Raw genomic sequence first — 21,472 nt, 5'->3', positions numbered from 1 at the left:
GGATGCCGATAGGGGGTCCCAGTCGAACGCCGATTGACACGGCGCGGACGAAATAGCTTATCGCGATGCCAGCGAGGATGATATCAAGCGCATGTGGTTGGACAATGTCGGATCAGCGACCTGGCTAGCGAAGATGCTCATGGAGATGCGGTGGGCCATCCTGATTTCTGAGGAGCCGGTATTCATCACAACCGATAATCCCGTAATCACAGTGCATCCGTCGCTTGAATTTAAGGGTATCAAGAATCCTGAGACGAGTTTGATGTTTCCGATCAGTCCTACGCGATTGCTGCACATCGACAATCGTATGACGGAACCGGATGGGCAATATTATCCGCTCAAAACCAACCCGGGCGCGATGAATGGGCTCCTTTGGCGGTACGCAATAAATGCCATGTATTCGTCGCGGCACCCTGATTACGTCTGCGACGAAATATGCGCGGACGCAGACGCACAGGGGTTTACATCCACCGGCGCGGAGGGTGGCACGCGTCAAGTCAAGGAGTTGTAATCCGGCGATAGCTGCGATCCCAAACCCACAATCATCAGGCCAAAACGGGATGCACGGGCCCGACCTTCATATCGATATACAGAAGGCGTTGATGCTCGGAATTCCACTAAGCCTGCAAACCTAGAGGTATCGGAGATATCGCTCGCCGTTTACGGTGGAAGCAGCAACGTCCAGCTCGTATTGGAAATCCGGCGGTGCAAAATCGTCCTGCCCGCCGTTGGCGCTCCAAGCCACACTATATCCGGCAGGATCAATCCAGACGGTGAACTCTCCTTGCCGAATTGGAAAAACAACCATCCGCGATTGCAAATAATCGCGTACAGGACGCACGAGCTGCGCCCCGACCGATATCGAGTTCGGCTCTGCGCGACGTTCGACCGGCCGACGCATCGTTTCCACCCAATCACGTATGCGGCGGGGATCTAGCTGATCATTGGCCGGCAAACCAATCGGCAGCGACGCATAGTAGACTTGCGCCAAGGCTTCGGCCTCCGGCCTGGTATTGATCTGTCCACGCGCAAGCAGAAACGCCGCAACTGGCTCCAATGTGCCCCAGGTAATCAGCTCTTTCAGCCAGAACGCAATCCAAGGAAGTCCGCTTCTCGGCCAATCATTGATCTCCAGAGCCCTTATCGGCTGGCCATCCGGGGTTAAGTCAAGGAGAAGCCCGAGAGCGCTGCCAACGCCCCACACGCCCCGATAGATGAAGTTGGACGCAACAAACTCATACCAGTTGGTGATCTGTGCAGGCGTGGGCTGTCTGCTTAATGTTCGTTTGGCTAGCCACCACCGCAGAACTCCACGCCAGTCACGGAATGATTTTGCGCGTCCCATCTTTGTGGAGATTTGGAAGGGTCGAATGTCAGAAAGAAGGGCCAGCACCTCAGCAACGAAAGTGAACTTTTGTTCCGTCGCAGAACCCGCATACGACGCTCCTTCGAGCAACTTTTGTCGAATGCGCTCGATCGCCCCGATAAGCGATGTTGCCGAAGAGGGGGAAAGGCTGGTCTTATAGATCTGCCGTCGCTGCGCGGCATTGGGGTAACGTTGCTTGATTACACGTCCCCGCCACAACCACACGGCTCTGAGGGCCTCCTCGTTGCTGGCCGACGCGAAAGCATAAGTATGCCGCCATATACGAAGCAATTCCGCTTCGAGCTCGACGGGGGAGAGTTCTCGTCCGCTGATTTCCTCAACCTCTTGAATGGCGGCGATCAGGAATGAGTCTAAGGAATCGACGTATCGCTCTGGCGCTCGATCATCGTCAGACGCAATGCTAACTTGCTCAAGCCAGGCATAAAACTGGTCCGGGGTACCACTGGGCGTTACGGTCCACCAAGCACCGTACAACAGCTCCATAAGCTTGACGAGTGCACTCGAAGCGCGGTCCGACGGTTGGCCTTGCAGAGGCCCTGCAAGACTCTCCTCGAGCTCGGCCACGAGCTGAGCGTAGCCTTCACGCTGTCGGTTGGGCAGTGGAGCGCCCCATCTGCCAAATCGCTGTCCTTCCAAAACGACAAGGGCATGTCCTTCTGCAGCAACCCCGGGCCGGCCCGCTCGACCGATCAGGTTTGTGAACTCTTGCAGCGTAAAGCGAGTTGGTCCGCGGTATATGCTTGGGATGAGTAGATAATTAACCGGGATGTTTACTCCCTCTGACAACGTTGAGGTCGCAACTACTACCCGCACGAGGCTAGCGTCGATCAGCCGTTTGAGTCTTCGCGCCATCATGCCCGGCATCTTGCCGTGATGAAGCGCTATACCTTTAAGAAGCAGCCGATATTCGATTGAACCCCGCGTAAAATAATCCTCGGCGCTCGCCAAACAACGCGTCCACAAATCATTCGTGAGATCTGGCCCGCCATAGTCCGGAAGCTGGATACCCTGCCAGCTGTCCAGTGCAGAAAGACAGGCAGCTCCGAAGGCATCAGGGCTTTGGGTGAGCGAGATAAGGACAGTCGGGCGTGATCCGTCGGGGCGCGCGGCAGCCAAGTGTAGCGCAGCCCAAAGGGTTGGCGCCCGCATTCGCTTTTCGGGACCATCGTCTTGATCAAGACGGCCCGGTAGCGGCGGAAATGGTGATGTAACGAAGGATGTATCACGCGGCCGTTCATCATCGAAGCCATAAGGTCATATCGAATTTCGAAGTTGCCTACGTGGCTAACTTCAACATACCCGAGCATCTGTCTTGTACTGCGGTAATCGGACCGCGTGGGCGTCGCTGTTGGACTAGCACTTAACCATCTTGCCAGCGCTGGGGCAGCGCGCGCCGCCACCGCCGACAGAGCAATAATACGGAACCTATGCGTTTCTTGTGCCGTCAATAGACGCGTGCCAAGCTGCTCCAGCCGATACGGTCTCGATGATGCATCGTCGAGACCGCGAGTATCTGACTGCTCCACCATATGAACTTCGTCGATGACAACGAGACGCACACGATGCAGAAAAAGGACGCCGAGATATCTGATCAGCGCGTCCGCTTTCTCGAACGTGCAGATAACGATTGTGCGTCGGTCGCTTTGTATCCACGCGTCGGTCGGCCCCCAGTCAGTTCCCCCGTATAACCCGGTAACCACGACTGGCTCGGCGGAGATGCCGCGTAAATCCTGCTCCATGCGGCTTTCAACCTCCGCAGCGAGAGCACGGGATGGAACGAGGTAAAGGATCAAGCTACCGGGGTCCCATGCTTCCAGCCCGAGAACCGGATTTGGGTCAGGTGTGAAAAGAGCTTGGACGATCCCTAACGTGGCGATAGTGGTTTTTCCGGAGCCAGTCGGCGTGCAAAGCACAAACGATGAGCCCTCCGCGAGCCGATCAATTCCATTGCTTTGTGCCGGCCAGACCAATGCGCGCTTGTTAGAAAACGCCGATCTTGCGAACTGGATAAGCGCCTCCGTAGCTCGCGGAGTGGATCGGGCAAGCAACTCGATCTTGGGCCACAGCGTCGTATCAACGTACCGTCTACAAGTCTCCGCAACGAGCCGCGCGAGAATGTACGAATAATCGTCGCGGCTGTGGACGAACCCCTTAGCGAGGTTCTCCATCTTCGCCACCGATCGGGCGACCAACTGGCTCTGGCCTGTTCGGAAGTAGCTGCAGACGCTTCCTATGGCCATGATGGAATGCCGGACGGCTTCGAGAGAGAACTCGGCAATCGCAGATCGCGGTTCGATGCCCCCTTGCATCTGCGCTCGCCAAAATACCTGTATGGCTTCGAGCGTGCTTGGGAAATCGGCGCGAAGAAAATGAAGGAGAACCTTCGACACTTCCTCGTCGACCGGAACACGCTGCAACTCGCCGAGAGCCATCGCTGGATAGCCTGCGACCTGGTAGGCGGCTGCCGACAGGAGATGTAGGGGGCTTCCGGAAGGTCTAAGCGACGGTTGCGAGAGCCATTCAAGAATTTCGGCAGCGCGCTTTACGCCTTCGCGCCATGAGCTGAGTGCATCACTGTCACGCTCGAGAAATGCGCAATCCAGCAGAAACGCCGCATCTTCCAAATAGACATAGACATCCCCGGGAGCGAAGCTACGAAGCCCTTCACGCTCCATCTCCCTTCGAATGCGCTGACTGTAAAGCTTTGCTTGCGCAGGTGTAAGCCCGACGGGCGCTTGAGCCTGCCGAACCTCGCGTGCCAATCTCAAAGCTTCCGCGCTTGGCAACTCAGGCTCCTCTATAAAGGAGATCGATTAGACCACCAAGATCGGCAATCTGAAACTCGAAACCTTCGAGAACGCGCTGTATAGTATAGGCCCCATCGGGCCGATCTGGCGACAGCCAACTGAGTCGCGGTGGAGATGGCACCCTCCCGCATGCGTACGCAACGCCGTCGGCGCGACCGGAACCTGCACGGTCTTTACGGTAGCGAATGAGCGCTTCCTGCCACTGCCGGGTCTGTGGCGTATCGTAATCCGCCAGGATATTTATTAGTTCTCGGACTCCGGATGGCAAACCACTTGCGGCCGCGAGCTTCGAATGAGCTTCAGCGATAGTCGCAGGCCGGTTTGCCGAAAGGCACTTCGCTTCCAAGGTCAGTACGTCGATGATACGGCCATCTGTCGACATCCGAAAAGCGAGGCCATCATCGCCAGTTCGGCCCGGCCGCTGCTCGCGGGTTTCGTCCGGCGCATGAACCTGTCCGGCGCGAATGCGCTCATTTATTAGCTCCAGATGCTGGAATTCCTGGTCGTGGAATCGGAACAGGAGGGCTGGGACGCGCCAATCGTTGTAACCGTGAGCGCCAAAATGCTCGACCGCAATGACGGCGAGCGTCTCACCGAAGTAGCCCTGCAGCGTTACGCGGTGCAACGCGCGCGGATAATTTGCGGCAGGGTCAAGCTGCGGGTCTGAAAACGGGGAAAGCGGATCCTCGAAGCCACGACGCAACCGCATCTTTGCGTCGTCGAACGCCTCGGCAAGGTAAGCATCAAGCTCAACCTTAAACGCGGCAAGTGCGCCGCGGTTCTCGCGCCAAAGCCTCAGACGATAGCTTCCAACCGATGATGGTCCTACCACAACCGTCGTAAGCCACGCATTTAAAGTGGCCAGAGTGAGCCGACGAAACCTGATCATAAATCGGTGCGTCTCACATGAAGTTTCGGAAGTCGTACACGTCGTCGACCATATTTGGATTTTGTTGGAGAATGTCCGCGAACGCTTTTGAGTAAACCAGCGTGACAGGAAGTTTCTTGTAAAGAGTGTTGTTATTCCAATCCATCTTAGTGAGACCGAGAATGCCTGAACACGTGTCGTGCCATCCACCCGCTCCGGAAAAGCGCCGCAGAAGAATGGGAGACGGTGTCGGCTTGAGAATACCCTCCTTGTACGCGTTCCAGCTTGAATTCTTAACGTGGACCCCTTGAACACTTCCTTGCGTCCAAAGCAATGCTTCGTTTAGCTCAATCGGCAGGTATGTACCGCGCTCAACGGGATAGTTATACGGCCCTGGCTATTGACGTCATATCGAATGCCGCGCCATGGAACGTCTTTCACGATCTGCACCAACTCAACTTCCGTTCCCCTTCGAAAACTGTCGATAGCGCCGAGGATCTCTTCTTCCTTGAACTCAGTGTTCTTGTGCACGGTCACTTTTGAAGGCGACCGGCCCGCATGCCCCGATTGATAAATCTCCAAACTACGCGATAAAACCGACTGCATCTCAAAATACGAGAGATAAGGATTTCGTTTGCGATCTTGCGTGAATTCACGCGCGTCATACGCGACAAAGCGAAAGCCGGTGCCATCAGGATCGAAAACTTGGCTGCAGCATGTGCTGTAAAGATTTCCGGACTTATCTGACTTCAGGGCATAGCTAATTCCAACGAACGCCTCATCCTTCGCGATATTCGCTAGCTTCCACGGAAATCCGCCTGCTTTTGCGTACACTGCGACGCTCATGCCCCACATCACGTTCGCGCGACAGTCGCGTTCGAAGCTGCCCTTGCGAACGATCTGGATTGGGATGTTCGAAGGGGCGCAATAGGCTTTCAGGAAGTCATGAAAATCGAAGTTCTCGCCCTCGAAGCAGTCTGCCCATTCCGGTGGTAAATAAAGCAGCACAACATCAAAGCTAAGCCTTACTGACCGCAGCTGAGCAATGCAGTCAAAGAGGCCCCTAGCTAGATCGAGTTTCTTGCCTTGCTTAGCGTAAGCGTCGAGCTCATCAGGAAAGGTCAGCGTAAGTTGATCAGTTGGTGGACGCAGCGGCGTTCTAAACAACGCTGAGAACCCAGGGTATTCCGGGTAGTAGTTGGTTGCTTCCCTAGGAAGCGCCCGATGTTCAAATTCGGCGACCAGCCTTTGCAACTTGGGAATATCTTTCTTCGGCGCCATGATCGCCAGCCGAACAGCGCTAGGAGTACCAAATTTCAGGCCATATGGACCTGACTCGATCAGCCCTAAAAGTGGATGGCGATCCGTGCTCCCGCCGGCAAAGACGAGGGAAGGCTCCACTACCTTCGAATAGCCGGCAAGTTCGGCGGGCATATTCGTCATTTGTCACTCTTCGCGTAAAGGCACTTCTGGAGCCGATTTCAAAGCGCGGGTTCTCCGTCAAACTTCCTTTGTCGAAGGACGACACAGTAGAAACCGTATTTCGCTCCGTCGTACCGAGCAGAACCTTGATCCAGGCATCGGGCAGAGCATTGTATTTTGCGTTAAGTCTGTCCTTTCGCCGCTCCCCCAGAAAATCTGTCGCCAGCCTCCGTGCACGCGTCGGCCAAATCCAAACGTCAGGCTCAACGACAATCCAGTGCCTGCCGTTTTTTTGCTCGACCGAGACACGGGCGCACTCGGCCCATGACACGCGTTCGGCCTCCGGATGAACTTCATCGGGAGGCGCGATCAGCCCGGCTACTATGCCGGCCGTCCTTCCGGTAATTTTTGTAATCGGAAGAAGCTCGGACGTCCGGTCGTCCTGCGGCGCAGCGATGACGAACGACGACGTGCGATTGGTTCGCCTCACGAGAGGTTTCCCGCGCGCAAGGGCGGCCACCGCTGCCTCTTCTACGAAACCCTTGATCTGCAGATTTGTTGCGAGGTTCAAGTCTTGCGGAACGTCGGCTTCAGTCAAGGCGCCAAAATCGGCGCCGACGATGGCCTTGATGTCGTTAGACGCTCCCCAACAGAGGACTTTATCCGCTCTTGTAAAAATGAACGCGCCATCCGAACGAGAACGCAACTCGCGAACATCGTCCCATGTCAAGGCGCGCTTGGTCTCTAGGGCGTGGCACTTCTTGGGCAGGGAGATGAGTGGAAGTGCGTTCAGTCTGACGATGGGGGCGCCGTGCCCTGTCGAGGGCAGCGGTATCGCCACCGGCGTGAGTGCAGACCCTCTTACCTTATTGTCGAGCGTAGCATCCTTGTTCGGCGTGTTGCGCCACAGACGAAGCATGAGTGCATCGTACGTCTCGATGAATACAACGTGGGCGTCGACATTCCTTCTGCGCGCCGCCTCCATGAACGCTTCCACGCTGGGCGCGGGCGTTGAGCCCTTGAGGCACGTCCAATAAATGCCGTGAGGATAGGGATTGGTCGTATCTAGGACCGAGTGCAGCAAATCCATGACGCTTTTGTCGCGCCCGCTGTACCCGCAGAGAATGAGGCCAAAGCGGTTGCATGCGGTGCGGAGACCGGCGGCGAGATCCTGGTTCTGTGCTTCCAAATCTTCGGAAAGGTTTTTGATACTCTCGTAACGGAAGTCGCCATGCAGCTTGCAGTAGATCGGAAACTCCTCGTTCTTATAGGCGCTGAGGATGTTATGGCTGCCTTCGAGGTGGAACGGCACAAGGGCTTGGCCACCCACATCGGCCACCGCGCTCTCAACGACGTCGTCGAAATTCGTCGTGAAGATCGCGGGCGCAAGCTTGGAAGCTACGAGCGCTCCAAGAACCCGATTTCCGACGCTCAGCGACGCCTTGTCCAGCGCAAGAATTCCTCGCAAGTAGGCGCGCTGTTTTTCGCGATCGGGCCCGAAAATAAGCTCAAAGTACCGCTCGTATTCGCCGTCTTCCCACATTTTGGGGAAACCGCGGGATTCCATGAAAGATTGAATGCGATTCTGGATTGCATCGCTCTGCAAATCTTGCCGATCGATATCCTGGTTTTCTTCACGACAATAAAAGCGTCGTTTCATGTCCCACAGGATATCGGTCGCTGTCGGTAGACCCGCGCTGCGTGACGCACCAGCTCCTAAGAACCAAGCGAACGCTTGCGGTCGAGCGACAAACCTTTGCGTGAGTTCACTTTGCTCCATAGGGCATGTGTGCTTGGAGTTGCCCGCCGAGAGCTGTTGAATTGGCCGTAATGCGGCCACCGTGGCGGGAGGGGAACACTACCCTAGTTAGAATATTTCTCGCTCACAATACGGCCCGGTTGGCAGTACACAGCTTGAGACCGTCGGCCACCACTTTCATGTGCCATTATGTGCCATGTAGGAAATTGTAACGCCAGGCAACCGGTCGGAACCATGTCTTGTAACGCATTGATATTACTACTAATAAACGGGATTCCTTGGCAAAGGTCGGAAATCGATTGGAAAACATAGAAAAGCCCGCCATTGGCGGGCTTTTGTCGTTCTATATCAATATGTTAGCTTGGTTGTGGGATAGGATTTGAACCTATGACCTTCAGGTTATGAGCCTGCCCAAAAGTTCGAGTTTCATCAATGAAATCAACGAAGCGACGCAGCCATGTCAGATCTATGTCAGATGGAATATTTCGGAAGGGCTCAGAACGAATGGAAGGCACTTTAAGTCGGAATTTCGGCGCGACGACACGACGTTCAGCGGGCGGGCATGAGTGGATCAACGAGAAGCCACGCGGTCATGCCGCCGTCCGGCACTGTCGGGCTCCCTGCCCGTCCGCCCATGTGCCAGCCTCATTTGCCCGCTTCATACTCGGACGCCGCCGGCGACGCAGCGATTGCGAGGACATTTTCCGGCTCGAGTTCCTATCTTCGGGTGAGGGCAAAGAAGCCATGTGTAACTTCATGTGTAACTCCACGGCCTAAACCAGCCCATTCTTGCCAAGAGTGTTCTAGCGTCCCTCCGAAATTACAATGGCTTAGGTTTGGAAGGCTTGTCTGGGGGGCAAGTGGTCGCGGGTTCAAATCCCGCCGTTCCGACCATATCTTTCAATGGATTAGGTGACGCATCCGACAAGACACTGTCGGCGATGTGTAACTCGGATGTGTAACTCGGTGAGTTTTCCAAGTTGATACTCGTTGTCGCACTGAAGCCGATGCCATGGCCTATGTTCGTCGCCGCCGCCTCCATCGCGTCGCGCCGGTTAGCATCGGCAACCTTGATGTAGCGCATCGTGGTTGCGAAAGTCCGGTGTCTGGCCAAGTCCTGCACCACGGCACCGGGCATTGTCGTTGCCACTGCCGTTACAAAACTGGCTTTCGTGTTGTGAAAGACGTGCTTACCCGCAAGGCCTGTCTTCTTCATTGCGGTGCGCCACGCGCGATTGGCGCTCTTAACGGGCTTATTGCGATATAGAATGAGGCGTTTTTGACCCAGTTCGCGGGCGCGCCGCTTAAGTCGAATGAGAATCGCCATCGCCGATTGGCTGGCTGGTACAAATTCATCACGCTTTCCTTTGGTGTTCTCTCCATCTAGCCATACGCCGCGCGCCGACTCATCGACTTGATCTTCCTCCAGCATAAACACCTCTGTCTTGCGAAACCCCATGAGTACCGTGAGACGGATGGCATCGGCCAAGTGAGGGGGGCTAACAGCGACGATCGCCGCAAGATCATCGGGCGCGATCGGCCGCGGAAGACGCTCGATTTCCTCGACGGCTGGGACATTTGGCAAGACCTTCAGCATTCGTTCGCCAGACTGAGGATCGCGAGCTTCGTGCGCTAGTCGCAACACGCGCCGTAGCGCATCGAGATAACGATTGATTGTCCCAGGAGAGCGGAGCCGCTTCGTCGTCTTCCAGACTTTGGTCGGATATGAGCGGCTCTTCTTTTTACCGCCGCCGATCCAACGGCGCACATGCTGTTTCTCACTCCACACGGTATATCGCTCGATTTCGACATCGCCGAGATCACTCACCAACGTCTCGGGACCAAAAAACGCTAGCAGTTCGCGTGCGTATATCTTCTGACTGCGCCGGTGGTTGACGCTAACCTTCTCAGCGCCGGCAGAACCTTTTTCGAGGTAGACCACGACGGCTTGCGCCAATGTGTAGTCTTGTGCTGTCGGTAGCGGCCGCGTAGCTCCTTCGAGAATGCGTGACCGGATGCGACTCTCTATCGCCTTGGCGTCGCGCTTGGTCTTTGCTTCTTCGCCTGTCGTTGGGTCGATGCAATCGCGCAAGTAACGCTGACCATTGATTCTGAAATTATATCGCCATTTGTCGCGGGCTTTGTCGAAAGAAACAGTCACTATCCTCCTTAGCTCGCCTCGCAAACGAGGCATTCAAGTCAAGAATCTTGCTACAAAACACCTTGATCACGCAAGAAGGCTTCCGCTTCCTGATATTGCACGCTATGCGGACGAGATCGCGGCCTTTGCCGCGAAGATTTCGATCGGCTTCTTGGCGCAACGAGATTGCGTTCCTGATAGTTACGGAGGCTGTCGGCGAAAACGCGGATGCCGCGCTTGCCAACAAAGTGGGCCTCAATGTCACCGGAGCGGATGGCGCGATAAATCGTGCAGATATCAACCTCCAGCAATTCTGCCGCCTTGCTTACGCGCACGCTTGAACGATGCCATATGTAGCCGGCCCCCTGTTCGGGATCATGCCTTTTCACGTTTGTTCTCCCAGAGATCTCGATCGCTCTGAACTCAGTTCCCAGCACTCGACCGGTCAGAAACTAATCGGGGAGTTCAATTTTGGACGACGCGGCCGCTGGCGCCAATACAGAGAGTTTCTTGAAAGAGCTTTTGTTGCGACAAATGTATCGCACAGGCACAAATCGCTAAGAGGGATAGGTGGAGATCCGGTCCAATCGCACAAGATTGGACAACTCTTTGAAGATTCAGTTGGGCCTTTGGCTAGGTCCGACTGCAATCCAAAGGATGCGCGTTAGCCTCGACCTCGCCTCTACCGAGTAGTCACGATAAGCGAAAACTGTTGCGCAGGCTTGGGAATTGCAAAGCCGACCACCTGAATCTTCCAGATCCCAGCTTCTGGATTCTGGACTGTCGCCTGCTCCACGACATTAATGTGATCCGCACCTTGCGTTGCGGCAGTGTCGGGCGCTTTGGGATCCAGCTGCCATGGCAGATGAAGTGCGCCGGTGGGTGAGACTAGTCTCAAGTCAAGGTCATTCACCAAACTGGTGGTCGCATTGGTCGAAGCCGGATCGTCATCCCAGGCAAGCGTGACCTTCAATTCCTTTGCACCGGGCGCGATTTGCAGAGATGCCGTCTTGGTCTGTCCGTTCGTGCCGATTTCGCCTTCTGTGACCTTGTCGCCCCGGATCAAGTCAACAGAGTTTTGGAGGTTCACAGCACCGTAACCTGTACGATAGTCTGGTCCTGCGGGCGCAATGTCGCTGGCGCCGTGGATCAACAGGGCTTTGATACTCGAAGGCAGGAGCACGGGTTTTGCCATTTTCTGCCGCTGCTCGATAAGAAGGGCCACGCCTCCCGAGACCGCAGGGGCGGCCATCGATGTTCCACACATTCCAGCATAACTGTTTGAAGGGACTGTCGAGGTGACCTGACCCGTCTTCCGACAACCGGGCGCAACGATATCGGGCTTTAGGCGACCATCCGTCGTCGGCCCCCAGCTGCTGAACTCGGTCATATCGTTGTCGTCGGAATTGATAGCGCCGACAGAGATGACATTCTTGGCAGTCACGGGAGGTGCGACATTCGCGTAGTTGCGATAGGGCGGAGCAGCCGACATGCCACAGTCTCCGTCGTTTCGCTCATTCCCGACAGCAAAGATGATTGGGATCCTTCGTCCGTAGAAGCCCGTCACTATCTGATCAAAGCCTTCTGCCTCCAGGGTGTACGTTCCGTAAAGTGAGCAGTTTCCAAGCTGCTGGTCGACCGTATAACCCCAGGAGTTCTGCGAAAGCATGATACCTTCTGACTTAATCGCCGCCTCATGCGCGTTTGTAGGATTGTCCCAGTAATATGAGACGATGCTGACCCCGGGCGCGACGCCCTGCCACTGCTTGTCGGCGCCCGCCGCGGTAGGTTGACTTGCGCCTGTTGCAGTCTCCGCCGTGCTGCTTATCGACGCTGACTGCCCATTGAGCGTCAAGGTGTCCGAGACTTGCTGCTCTTCCACCGCACTCTTGCTGTGAGCGCCGTCGCCTCCCAACGTCCCCGCGACGTGGGTGGCATGACGGTCAACGCTGGCACCTGTGCTTCCGATCGTCAGTCGATTCTTGAAGTCCTCGTGCGATTGTGCGACCAGTCCGCCGTCCCAAATCCCCACCTTCACGCCAGCCCCCGTCAGGCCATAGGGCGCCTTCTGCAAGAGTTCCGCTCCAATCGCCCGGCGCACTAGATCATTGTAGCGCTGTTTCGCCGGCGGAGCTGCCTCGATTGTCTTCACGCTGTTGGATCGGGCAAGATCCTCTATCCTGCGCGGCTCGATCAAGATGACCGCGGAAGATGATGCCTTGCTCGTTTCGATAACGCTGCCATTGAGTGCCTTAACCTGGGCAGCCAAGGTTTCGACCGTCGAGTCTCGGAACAGTCTCACACTGAACGGCCTTTGGACAGCCGAGGAACTTTGAATCTCTGAAAGTACTTCGGGCTGAATTTTGTCCTTTGGCGTCACCTCAACGATCGCGCGGACTTGCTCGTCCTGGGCGGAAATCGCTGCAGCCTTTCCAGTGGTCGTCGCATAGTAGCTGTTGCCGCCCACATACTCATTGAGGACTGTACCCTGCGACTTCAGTTTGGCGATCTGATCGCTGCTCGGGATGCTGTGAAACTGAATGATATATCGGTTTGTCGCTGCTGCAGGATCGCTGGCTGTCGACGGCGCGGGCGCCGGCGTTCCTGGATTTGGAGCGATCGCATCGCTGGCTTGTGCCGTAACGCTGTTTTGAAACGTTGTCGTGGGCAGAATGGATGACGGCAGTCGGATTGTTGAGCGTTCGATTGGTACCGGCGTGATTGCGCCGGTTCGCAAGGGTATCTTATAGCGAACGTCAGCATTCTCAGCCCAAGTGGAACTGCAGGGAAGCACAGCCAAGATAGAGAGGATTCCGGAAATCGTCTTGCTCATGGTATCTGCGCTCCCTCACGGTACCGGATATTATCTGCGAGCCAAGGCGACGCTGCCCACCGTGGCGTTGGCCGATGCTACCGCTTGCCCATCAGCAACCAGGCGAACGCTGGGTGTTCCAATGGCTGCGGATGATCGCATCAGTTGGGTGATGTCAAAGGTGAATCGCCGCGATGAAATCCTGCCTCCCTGCGATTGCGCGCCCGTTGCGTCAAAAAAGTTGATTTGTCCAACCGGCGTCGTCCCAGGGCTATTTGGGAAGTCTACGAAGACGTCGTATAGGACGTTCGGCTGAGCCGCGGCATTGAGGTTCTGCAGCAACAGAAAGATCGATCGGCCGCTCGCGTTCTCAACATGAGTTGCAATTGGTACAGCTATCGACATAAGTGGGACTGATGTAGCACCAGATGCTGCCAGACGAACCGGTTGCGGTTGGGTTTGCCGGGCAAAAATCGTAACCGGCCCATTTGACGCGACGGCCTCGTCTGCCGCAACCGCCGGAATGGGCGGCACGGGTGGAAGCTTGTCATAGCGGTATGTGCCGACTTTGATCTTTTCAAGGTCGATGAAATCACGCACGGTCGCCTCAACTCTTTGCCCGTTTTCGTCGGCGAAGGCGAAGCTTTGTGTAAGAAACGTGCCTTCCGGGTTCTTGCGACCGCCCGCATTCCAGGCTGCCCATAGACGGTCGATGTTACAGTGATGCAGCCAAAAAATCGGATCTCGCGCTGCCCAGGGTGGCGATCCCATGTTCTGCGGATTGCCCGTCAGAACATGCACTGCTCCGTGGAGATTTCCATCGAGCTCTTCATTGAAGCCTGTACCGGCCTCATCGCTTTCGTATTTCGGCTTTCCGAGCACCGCCAACGTCAGGGGAGTTGTTGAACGATCAAGATCAATCGGCTGCCCCTCATTCACTTTGGCGCGCTGGTTCTCGCCATTATTGCGATTGGCGCGATAGAGCACCTTGTAGAGCGGATCATTTGGCATACGGAACTGCTTCGGGATCGCTCGCTTCCCGGGCGTCGTGTAGTCCCAGTATGGCAACGTAAATGTCTGATCCTCGAGTACGCTGCGAATAATGCGCTCGAAGTAGTAGACGTACATCCGGTGCCACGGAAGAAACATGCGTTCCTCCTGGGGCAAACCGTTCATGCCATGAGCCTGGCAGGTGCTCCATGTCGCGAGGGCGAGCAGCCGCTTGGGATCGGACGCCGGCACGCTTTGATAGACGCGGTGGATTTCGTTCTGAATACTCCCAGCGACCGCGTGCGTGTACCATTGAAACGTCCACGACTTTGGGTCGCTTTCGGCAATCTGCGTCTTGTCCATCATTTTGGCTAATGCCCGAGCGTATTTTTCGAGCATTTTTTCGCCCTCTGGCGTGGCGACATCGTAGCGCACGACGGGTTGGCTCGTTTGCGCGGCAGTCCATCGCGTTAGCGATAGTGTGCTCCCGGTGGCAATCATTGCCCCGACAAACTTGCGACGAGTTGTCCTCATGGTCTCCCCCAATCTGGTCCGCCCATTTCGAATTCTGACCCGAATGGATCCGAATCTTACGAACGAACGATGATCTCGATCCTGTCGATTGAAATACCTGCCTGACTGATTTCCTCACGCGTCGCCTGAGACAGTTCCGCGCTTTGTTTTTCCGGTCGAAGGCTTATGGCAAGAACGCCGGGTGAGGCATGCAACGCCTTGTGCAAGGATGGCAGAATATCAATGCTTCGGCGTGTTGGCCGCAGGTCAAAAATGTAGATTGTTGCCACAATCGCCTCATAAAGAGTTCGACCGGTCGACGGATCCAGCGCAAGCAATGCAACGTCGAAGCCTATGGATATTGCCCGCTTGGCAGAGATTCCGCTCAGCAAAAGAATGATCTGACCTTTGTGGTCCGGCGTTACAGCGGCAGCCTCAACCAGCGATTGGTCAGTTCTCGATAGCTGGACGACAATAGCCTCGGATGTCAGCTTGACTCGCTCAACGGTCATATCTCTAGACACCAGCATTTCACCAGCCACGGCAATGCCGGCTGAACCGAGCCAAGCGGCAAGGAGAACGGCGGCGATTCGAAGCAATACGCTCCTCCGTCAATGCGACAAGCACCTTGGAGCTCAACGAACCGAACGCGCCCTCTCAGGGAAGAAGACCGTCGGTCTTCCATCCTTCGATAATGGCAATCCGCTCCGGGGGCCATGGCGCTGTGTCATCAGCAGGCATGCTGCCGTTTTTCAGGCGCTGGATGATCTTATCGGCCTTTGACTTTGTCTGTTCGTAATTCCAGAGATCGAACCGATCGAGCATGCATTCGCGCTGGCTACTGGAGAACAGCGGCTTAACGTCCTTTTCATAGCCAACCTTGCCCGCCATGGTTCGGACTCCTCTTACTGGGCGCGAAAAGCCATTGAAAACAAGAAATCCAACTGCATTGCAAACGGCTTCCCGTCTCTTATGAACCATTCCGGTTTGGGAGCACCATTTGCCGTCGCATCGCTGCTCGGTCCTGGGATTGCAGGGTCTGCGGTTATAGATGCCCTCGAGTGGCATGAAATGCATGAGGAGTGCTCAATGCCCTTCTCAATGTAGGCGTCCGAAAGGAAGGTTGGCTTTCCCATGGGCGTGATAAAATCGGTTTGTGCACCGCCGAGCTTATAGTTCTCCCACACCGTTCCTTTGATTTGCGTCGGTGGACCATAGTCGTCGGTTATTTCTTCCGCTTTCGTCAGATCGACAACGACCCCGTCCTTAATCTTCAGTTGCTCCTTAAAGTGGAACGTTGCCCAAAACCAATTTGGGATGTCCTTTGTGATGATATGCAGGGCAACGAGCCCGTACTTTTTTCCCTTGTAGTCCGCAATATAGAACCTGGTCTCTTTGCCGACCATGTCCACACGTTCCAGATCAATCCAAGCGGCCTTCACCTCCATTGCCTCGACCGGGAAACTTATAGCGGACAGCTTTTTGCCATCCACGACCTTTTGGTCGATCCAGTCTTTCGCATAACGACGCTGACCATCAACGGTCCAAAGCTTGTAGCTCTTGTTGATGGCAAAGCGCGGATCCTGTCCGGTGATGAATTCGTAGGTTGCTCGATTAACTCTCGTCTCGCCGAATTGGCCGGTCTTCTGGAATATCCCGTCATCATCAATGAGCGGGCTCGGCGTGAGGCCGCCCAATTCGGGAGCCACGGAGAGGGCTAAAGCTCTTGCAATGAGCACGTTCTTTGGGGGTTCAGGAACTTTGCCAACCGTATTGCCTGAAAGCGACAGATCATCCCACGGCAGGGGCTCTTGGCCTGGTGGGACAAACACTTCGTTTCGAGCCAAGCGCCATGTCTCCCAAACGACGGTCGTGTTTGGTGCGCCAAACTTCTTCTGCAGATCTGGCAGGCCTCTCCCTTGGGTGGGATCTTTCGCTGGATGGTTCACTGTCAGAAATAGATTCCAAGCATGCCGGCTCGGTGCGTTAAAGGCATCCTCCCTATTCAGGGTAACTTGGGCCGCCGCAATCTGAGAGCTTGCAAGTAGTGTGATCACCGTAATGGTCAGGCGCCGCATGACTGCGCTCCAATATCAGTTGTCTCATTCAAAATTCGCAATAAACAGGATGAACTGGAGAAGCTGGCAATAGTTCAGTTTGGACGCTCTGGCCAAACCATTATCGGATTGTATCACGATAAATGGCCAACCAACAATTGTGTCGAAAAAAAATTCTGCCACCTAAGTTGTCTCGCGCCGCTCGACGTCAATCGACCGAGCCAGCTACGGTTTGCACCGCAAAATTGACCGTGCGATCAGGATGCTTGTTCGCGCGGGCCTTCGGCCCGCTCGTATGCGGGGACTTCCCGTTCTCTCAACGTGACCGCAAGTGCGCCCGCGCTTTAGCCAAAGTGACCCTCCAGGACAAATGGGGCCGGCGCCGCCACGGGTCGGGACGGCCAATGCCTGCGAGCCAAGCACGGCAGGAACAGCCGGTGCGTGAGATACCAGAACGGGGCTAACTCTTGCCCGTGCGAAGCAGTATTGAGCGGCGTCTCTCTGAGCTCCTGTCCTAATCGGAGAGACCGCTAACTCTGCCGCGGCTGATGAACCGAGAGACTAACCGCCGTCGTGCCGAACTCAACTTTCCGCCACCCGAACGGATCTATCGCAGATATTCCCATCCATTCCGCAGCCTGCAAAAGGGTCATGCGGCGGCTTGAATGGATTGAGCGTGAGCTCCAATTGGGAGAGCACACATGCGGAACCCGTTTATGCGATGCGTCTGGCTGCGTTTTGTCGGTCACAGGCGCGCTTGGGGTGGGCAAACTGGCCTGTGCTTGAGGCCACGTAGATTCAACCGCATTCCCGAGTCCCGTCAACAAAAGCCAGATGCCAACAACCACATCAAAGCTGCGGCCGTGATCGCCCAGTCGTTCCGCGGCGGCGAAAGGGTGCACGACCTGCCGGACCCGTCTTGCGGCTAGGTCGAAAGACTTCGCTCTTCGCACGAGCAAAAGCTTCGTTTTGACGAGCAGTCCATTCTGCCGACAGGGCTCGAAGGGCGGCTTGCTGTTCCAGCTCGAGCGCCGCGATTTGCGCGTCTCGATCCTCCCGCCGGGAGCATGTCCAGACGCCTGCGAACCGTGCTGCGTACCAGCTCAACAGGCTTGCCCATGCACGGGCATGACCACCCACAAGTCCGGTAGCGAACTTCTGTCTCTTTCGGGACACCGGCGGAATCCGCTGCGGCCGTTGCCCCTTCATAATTCCAGTCCGCCGCCTGGCTCCAACGCTCTCCCCGAACGCTTGCCTTTGTCGACCTTGTCGGTCTGAAGCCGCTCCTGCTCACGTTGCAGGGCGCTTGTAGCCAGAGGCCCCTCCTTCGGTCGACCGCGAGAAATCCGGTCCTTCGCAACATCGAGCCATCGGCGCGCCGACCGTTGCTGAGGCACGAGGCCCGCCCGCTGCGTCCAGAGCGGTCCGAGATGCGGCTTGGCGGCCACCTCTCGTGTCCGTGCCGGCGCAAATCCGGGCGGCGATCGGCGCTCGGGGCCGAGAAGTAGATCAGGCGAAGTCAGCCCCGACGATTGCCGCTCAGCCAACGCGGCGCGATGGTCCTTCTGTAGGCGCAGCACGTCCTTATAAAAAGTGTCCCGATCAGCACGGAGCTCCAAGGCAGCCGCGCGACACTTCTCCTGCAAGGTGGCCGATTGCCGGGCAAGAAGGCCGGTGCGCATGGCGATAAGCTGCTCCTTGGAAGCCCCATGCTTCATGATCCGGTAGTAGCGGGCCCATTCCTGCCGGTAGGTAGCGCGAACCTCACGGTAAACCTCTTGGCGAAGCGCCCGGTAGGCTAGGCGACCATGTTCGAAGAAGGCGATGCGTTCGGCCTTTTGCCGCTCTTTCAGCGCGCGCCATTCTTCCTGCTGCCACTCTTTGCGAGGCCTGTCGTAGTTGATGGTGGGCGCGCTTTGCACCGCGAATTCCGGCGTCCGGGAGATGTCCTGCAAGGCGCGAAGCTGTTCCCATACATTCCGCGGCGGCGACGGCTCCCGTTCCTTGATCGGCTTTTCCCTCTCTGCGCAGAAGATCCGGCCACGCGATTTCTCATAGTCATGGGCCCAGGCTTGCGCCTTCCGAAACTCACGATGGTCCTTCAGGCGCGTACCGCGCTCCGGGTCCACCATATTGATCATCAAATGCACGTGCCGGTGCCGCTTGTCCGAATGAGCAAAGAGGGCGCACTGGTGGTGACCCCAACCATGAGCGTCCAGGTAGGATTGCGCGGCGGCGATCATTTCCTCGCGGCTCGGCCTTTCGGACGGGTCCCACGACAGGCTGACATGCTTGACCGGCACCCGCGCCTCCAGATCAACGTAGCTAAACAGCTCTCCTGTTCGATTGTCGCCGCCGCGCACGCACCATCTCCGAATCGCATCGGAGGCCAATGAATCATGGTCGCCGGTCGGCGGCGAGCGCCTTTTTCAACAGCCTGCTAGGCGCCGGATGGTGCGCCTGGCTCCGAAATCTCCTGAATCAGTTCACCGAGATCTGCCAGAACACCGCATCACTCGCGGTAATGCCTGTATTCATCCTGTTTCTGGACGTTCGCGAGCTCTCAAGATCACGATGTGATATATAGCTGCGCTTGGTCGCTCCTGCTCAACACGATCGCGGCGGTGAAGCAGGTCGAGCCGCTCCGGATCACGTCGGCGCGGACAATGCGCGCGATGCCGCAGCAACTGTCCGCTGTGATCCTTCCGGCGGCGCTTCCCACCATCTTCGTCGGCATTCGCCTCGAGCGAGCGCCTCGTCATGCGCGTGCTCGTCACATCCGAGATGGTCGGTGCCAAAGGGCTATTTCATCATCAACAGCCAGTACAGTTTTTGATCCCGCAGATGTACCCTCGCGATTACAGTCGCCGAGCTTACGTTCAGTGCCATCCTGCAGGTGATCGAGGGACATTTCACGGAATGGAAAGCGCTGGCCTCTGCTTAATGGTCCGCAGAGCTCCGATACAAGGGACGGACGAGCTCGTCGGCCTCGAACGGGGTCTGGGTATAACAGACATGTCACCCACGATCCTGGAGCGCGATCGTATCACCTGGTTGCTTCCGACGACGGAAGCGATGGAAAAAAATAGAAAGTGGGCGATTGGCCTCACTGACTGCGGGATGCGTCCGCGCCCATTCTGGCCGCGCCGGAACGGTGATCGTGGCCAGTGGCACCCACGCTCGTTCGAGCGTCACCGGATCGCGCAACTGGGCGACTGTGTCGGTGCGGATGTCGAGCCACTCGAACGATCGACCATGGACAGTGACAAGCTGAGCGGGCCGGAGTGTGGCGAAATGATCTTGACGAGAAACCCTTATCACTCGAAGACTCGAATTCCATGTTCTCGAACGAATTCAAGATGATGTTGTCAACCTGTTCAACTACGGGAAGTAGTGGCTTGACGGTCCCTGGCCGGAAGACCGCTAGAGTGGTCGCCCATGGCATCCCGTTCCGTTCCTAGAAGAGAAATGCAGTAGTGAGGGTTTCCAGAAAGGCTTAGCCGGCGTTATTTGCAACGGCAATACTGCGTCTGAGACAACGTTGCGGCAGCTCCGGTATCCTGCGCCTACGTCTGACCTCCGACGAGTTTGATGCATGCGATCTGATCTTCAGTCCGCCCAACAGAGTGGGGCGAAGTGATTGCGGCACTTTGCCTGACAACGGATATGCTCGCCCCGCTCACTCGAGAGTGCACCGGAGTTCGTGACGCGACATGCCGCCCTCGACGAGGCGACACCCGCGTGGATCGAAGTTAATGAGAGCTATGCCTCCCGGTTCTTTTGTCGGCAGAAAGCTTGGATCAGAACTGGCCTAATTTGGTGTTCCAAACATTTTCTGGGAAGCTCCTACTGAGCACAGTCACAGTCGGTCGTGTCCCCTGTGGTGGTGTAGCTGGGTAGAGCAAAGCCGCCCGGACGCGCGCCTCCAATAGCGCCGCAGCGGGCGGGCGGCTTTGCGGTGGTCACCGGCAGTTCTCCGGTAGGATCGGGTTGCGACACGCCAACGCAACCGAGGAACCACCGATGACCGATGACATAATGAACCTGCGCACGCTCGTGGAGAAGACCCCTGATGCCGATCTCTTGCGCGAGATGATTGGCTTTGCTGCCCAGCGGCTGATGGAGCTGGAGGTCGAGGGCCTGACCGGGGCGGCCTACGGCGAGAAGAGTCCCGAACGTCTGGCCCAGCGCAACGGTTACCGTGACCGGATTTGGGAGACCCGAGCCGGCGCGGTCGAACTGCGCATTCCCAAGCTGCGCAAGGGCTCCTACTTCCCGGGCTTCCTGGAGCCGCGCCGGATGGCCGAGAAGGCACTCACTGCTGTGGTTCAGGAAGCCTACGTGCAGGGCGTCTCGACCCGCTCGGTCGACGATCTGGTGCAGGCCATGGGGATGACCGGTATCTCCAAGAGCCAGGTCTCGCGGCTGTGCGGCGAGATCGATGACAAGGTGAAGGCCTTCCTCGCTAGGCCGATCGAGGGCGACTGGCCGTATTTGTGGATCGACGCCACCTACGTGAAGGTGCGCCAGCAGGGTCGCATCGTGTCGGTTGCGGTGATCGTCGCAGTCGGGGTCAACAGTGACGGCCGCAGAGAAGTGCTTGGGATGGATGTCGGCCCCTCCGAAGCGGAGACGTTCTGGACCGCGTTCCTGCGCAAGCTCGCGCGGCGCGGCCTGCGCGGCGTCAAGCTCGTCGTCTCCGACGCCCATGAGGGGA

General features: G+C 56.8%; 15 protein-coding genes. 2 read left to right on the top strand and 13 right to left on the bottom strand.

Annotated elements, in window-relative coordinates:
- The first annotated feature begins 91 nt into the window (after positions 1 to 91).
- Positions 92 to 511 (top strand): DUF4238 domain-containing protein, encoded by a 420-nt coding sequence (locus E4K65_RS43180; RefSeq protein ID WP_135179275.1) that lies wholly within the window; start codon positions 92 to 94, stop codon positions 509 to 511.
- Positions 512 to 631: 120 nt separating this feature from the next.
- On the opposite strand, the gene E4K65_RS48310 is transcribed toward E4K65_RS43180, so the two are convergent.
- From E4K65_RS48310 to E4K65_RS48300, 13 genes are all read right to left on the bottom strand, one after another.
- On the bottom strand, positions 632 to 2,335 hold the full coding sequence (locus E4K65_RS48310; protein ID WP_209312149.1) for a hypothetical protein: 1,704 nt from the start codon (positions 2,333 to 2,335) through the stop codon (positions 632 to 634).
- A complete protein-coding gene (locus tag E4K65_RS48305) occupies positions 2,269 to 4,149 on the bottom strand; it encodes a DEAD/DEAH box helicase (protein ID WP_209312148.1) in 1,881 nt (626 codons plus the stop codon). The genes E4K65_RS48310 and E4K65_RS48305 overlap by 67 nt, the downstream gene beginning before the upstream one ends.
- Positions 4,150 to 4,174: 25 nt before the next feature.
- A complete protein-coding gene (locus E4K65_RS43170) occupies positions 4,175 to 5,083 on the bottom strand; it encodes a hypothetical protein (RefSeq protein ID WP_135179274.1) in 909 nt (302 codons plus the stop codon).
- Positions 5,084 to 5,404: 321 nt separating this feature from the next.
- A complete protein-coding gene (locus E4K65_RS43165; protein WP_209312147.1) occupies positions 5,405 to 6,343 on the bottom strand; it encodes an argonaute/piwi family protein in 939 nt (312 codons plus the stop codon).
- Between the two features lie 19 nt (positions 6,344 to 6,362).
- Positions 6,363 to 8,144: an SIR2 family protein gene (locus E4K65_RS43160; protein WP_235885994.1), complete on the bottom strand. Its 1,782-nt coding sequence runs from the start codon at positions 8,142 to 8,144 to the stop codon at positions 6,363 to 6,365.
- Positions 8,145 to 9,063: 919 nt separating this feature from the next.
- On the bottom strand, positions 9,064 to 10,404 hold the full coding sequence (locus tag E4K65_RS43155) for a tyrosine-type recombinase/integrase (protein WP_167771620.1): 1,341 nt from the start codon (positions 10,402 to 10,404) through the stop codon (positions 9,064 to 9,066).
- Between the two features lie 50 nt (positions 10,405 to 10,454).
- Positions 10,455 to 10,772 (bottom strand): helix-turn-helix domain-containing protein, encoded by a 318-nt coding sequence (locus E4K65_RS43150; protein ID WP_167771619.1) that lies wholly within the window; start codon positions 10,770 to 10,772, stop codon positions 10,455 to 10,457.
- Positions 10,773 to 11,065: 293 nt separating this feature from the next.
- Positions 11,066 to 13,216 (bottom strand): S8 family serine peptidase, encoded by a 2,151-nt coding sequence (locus E4K65_RS43145; protein ID WP_135179271.1) that lies wholly within the window; start codon positions 13,214 to 13,216, stop codon positions 11,066 to 11,068.
- A gap of 30 nt (positions 13,217 to 13,246) precedes the next feature.
- The gene (locus tag E4K65_RS43140) at positions 13,247 to 14,620 is read right to left on the bottom strand and encodes a tyrosinase family protein (RefSeq protein WP_167771618.1); all 1,374 of its coding nucleotides are present in this window, start codon (positions 14,618 to 14,620) and stop codon (positions 13,247 to 13,249) included.
- 155 nt (positions 14,621 to 14,775) lie between these two features.
- Entirely contained in the window at positions 14,776 to 15,297 is a 522-nt protein-coding gene (locus tag E4K65_RS43135) for a hypothetical protein (RefSeq protein ID WP_135179269.1), read from the bottom strand.
- Between the two features lie 58 nt (positions 15,298 to 15,355).
- Positions 15,356 to 15,589: a hypothetical protein gene (locus tag E4K65_RS43130; protein WP_135179268.1), complete on the bottom strand. Its 234-nt coding sequence runs from the start codon at positions 15,587 to 15,589 to the stop codon at positions 15,356 to 15,358.
- A gap of 14 nt (positions 15,590 to 15,603) precedes the next feature.
- Positions 15,604 to 16,776: a hypothetical protein gene (locus E4K65_RS43125; RefSeq protein ID WP_135179267.1), complete on the bottom strand. Its 1,173-nt coding sequence runs from the start codon at positions 16,774 to 16,776 to the stop codon at positions 15,604 to 15,606.
- A 1,184-nt stretch (positions 16,777 to 17,960) separates the two neighbouring features.
- A complete protein-coding gene (locus tag E4K65_RS48300; RefSeq protein WP_235885996.1) occupies positions 17,961 to 19,058 on the bottom strand; it encodes a relaxase/mobilization nuclease domain-containing protein in 1,098 nt (365 codons plus the stop codon).
- A 1,720-nt stretch (positions 19,059 to 20,778) separates the two neighbouring features.
- Between E4K65_RS48300 and E4K65_RS43115 the strand changes: the two genes are divergently transcribed.
- Positions 20,779 to 21,472, top strand: a 694-nt coding sequence (locus tag E4K65_RS43115; protein ID WP_135179266.1) for an IS256 family transposase, incomplete at its 3' end; no start/stop codon positions are given.

The organism is Bradyrhizobium niftali (assembly GCF_004571025.1).
Classification (GTDB): domain Bacteria; phylum Pseudomonadota; class Alphaproteobacteria; order Rhizobiales; family Xanthobacteraceae; genus Bradyrhizobium; species Bradyrhizobium niftali.
The sequence above is the reverse complement of the archived record's forward strand: the minus strand, read 5'-3'. Positions and strand labels throughout refer to the sequence as shown.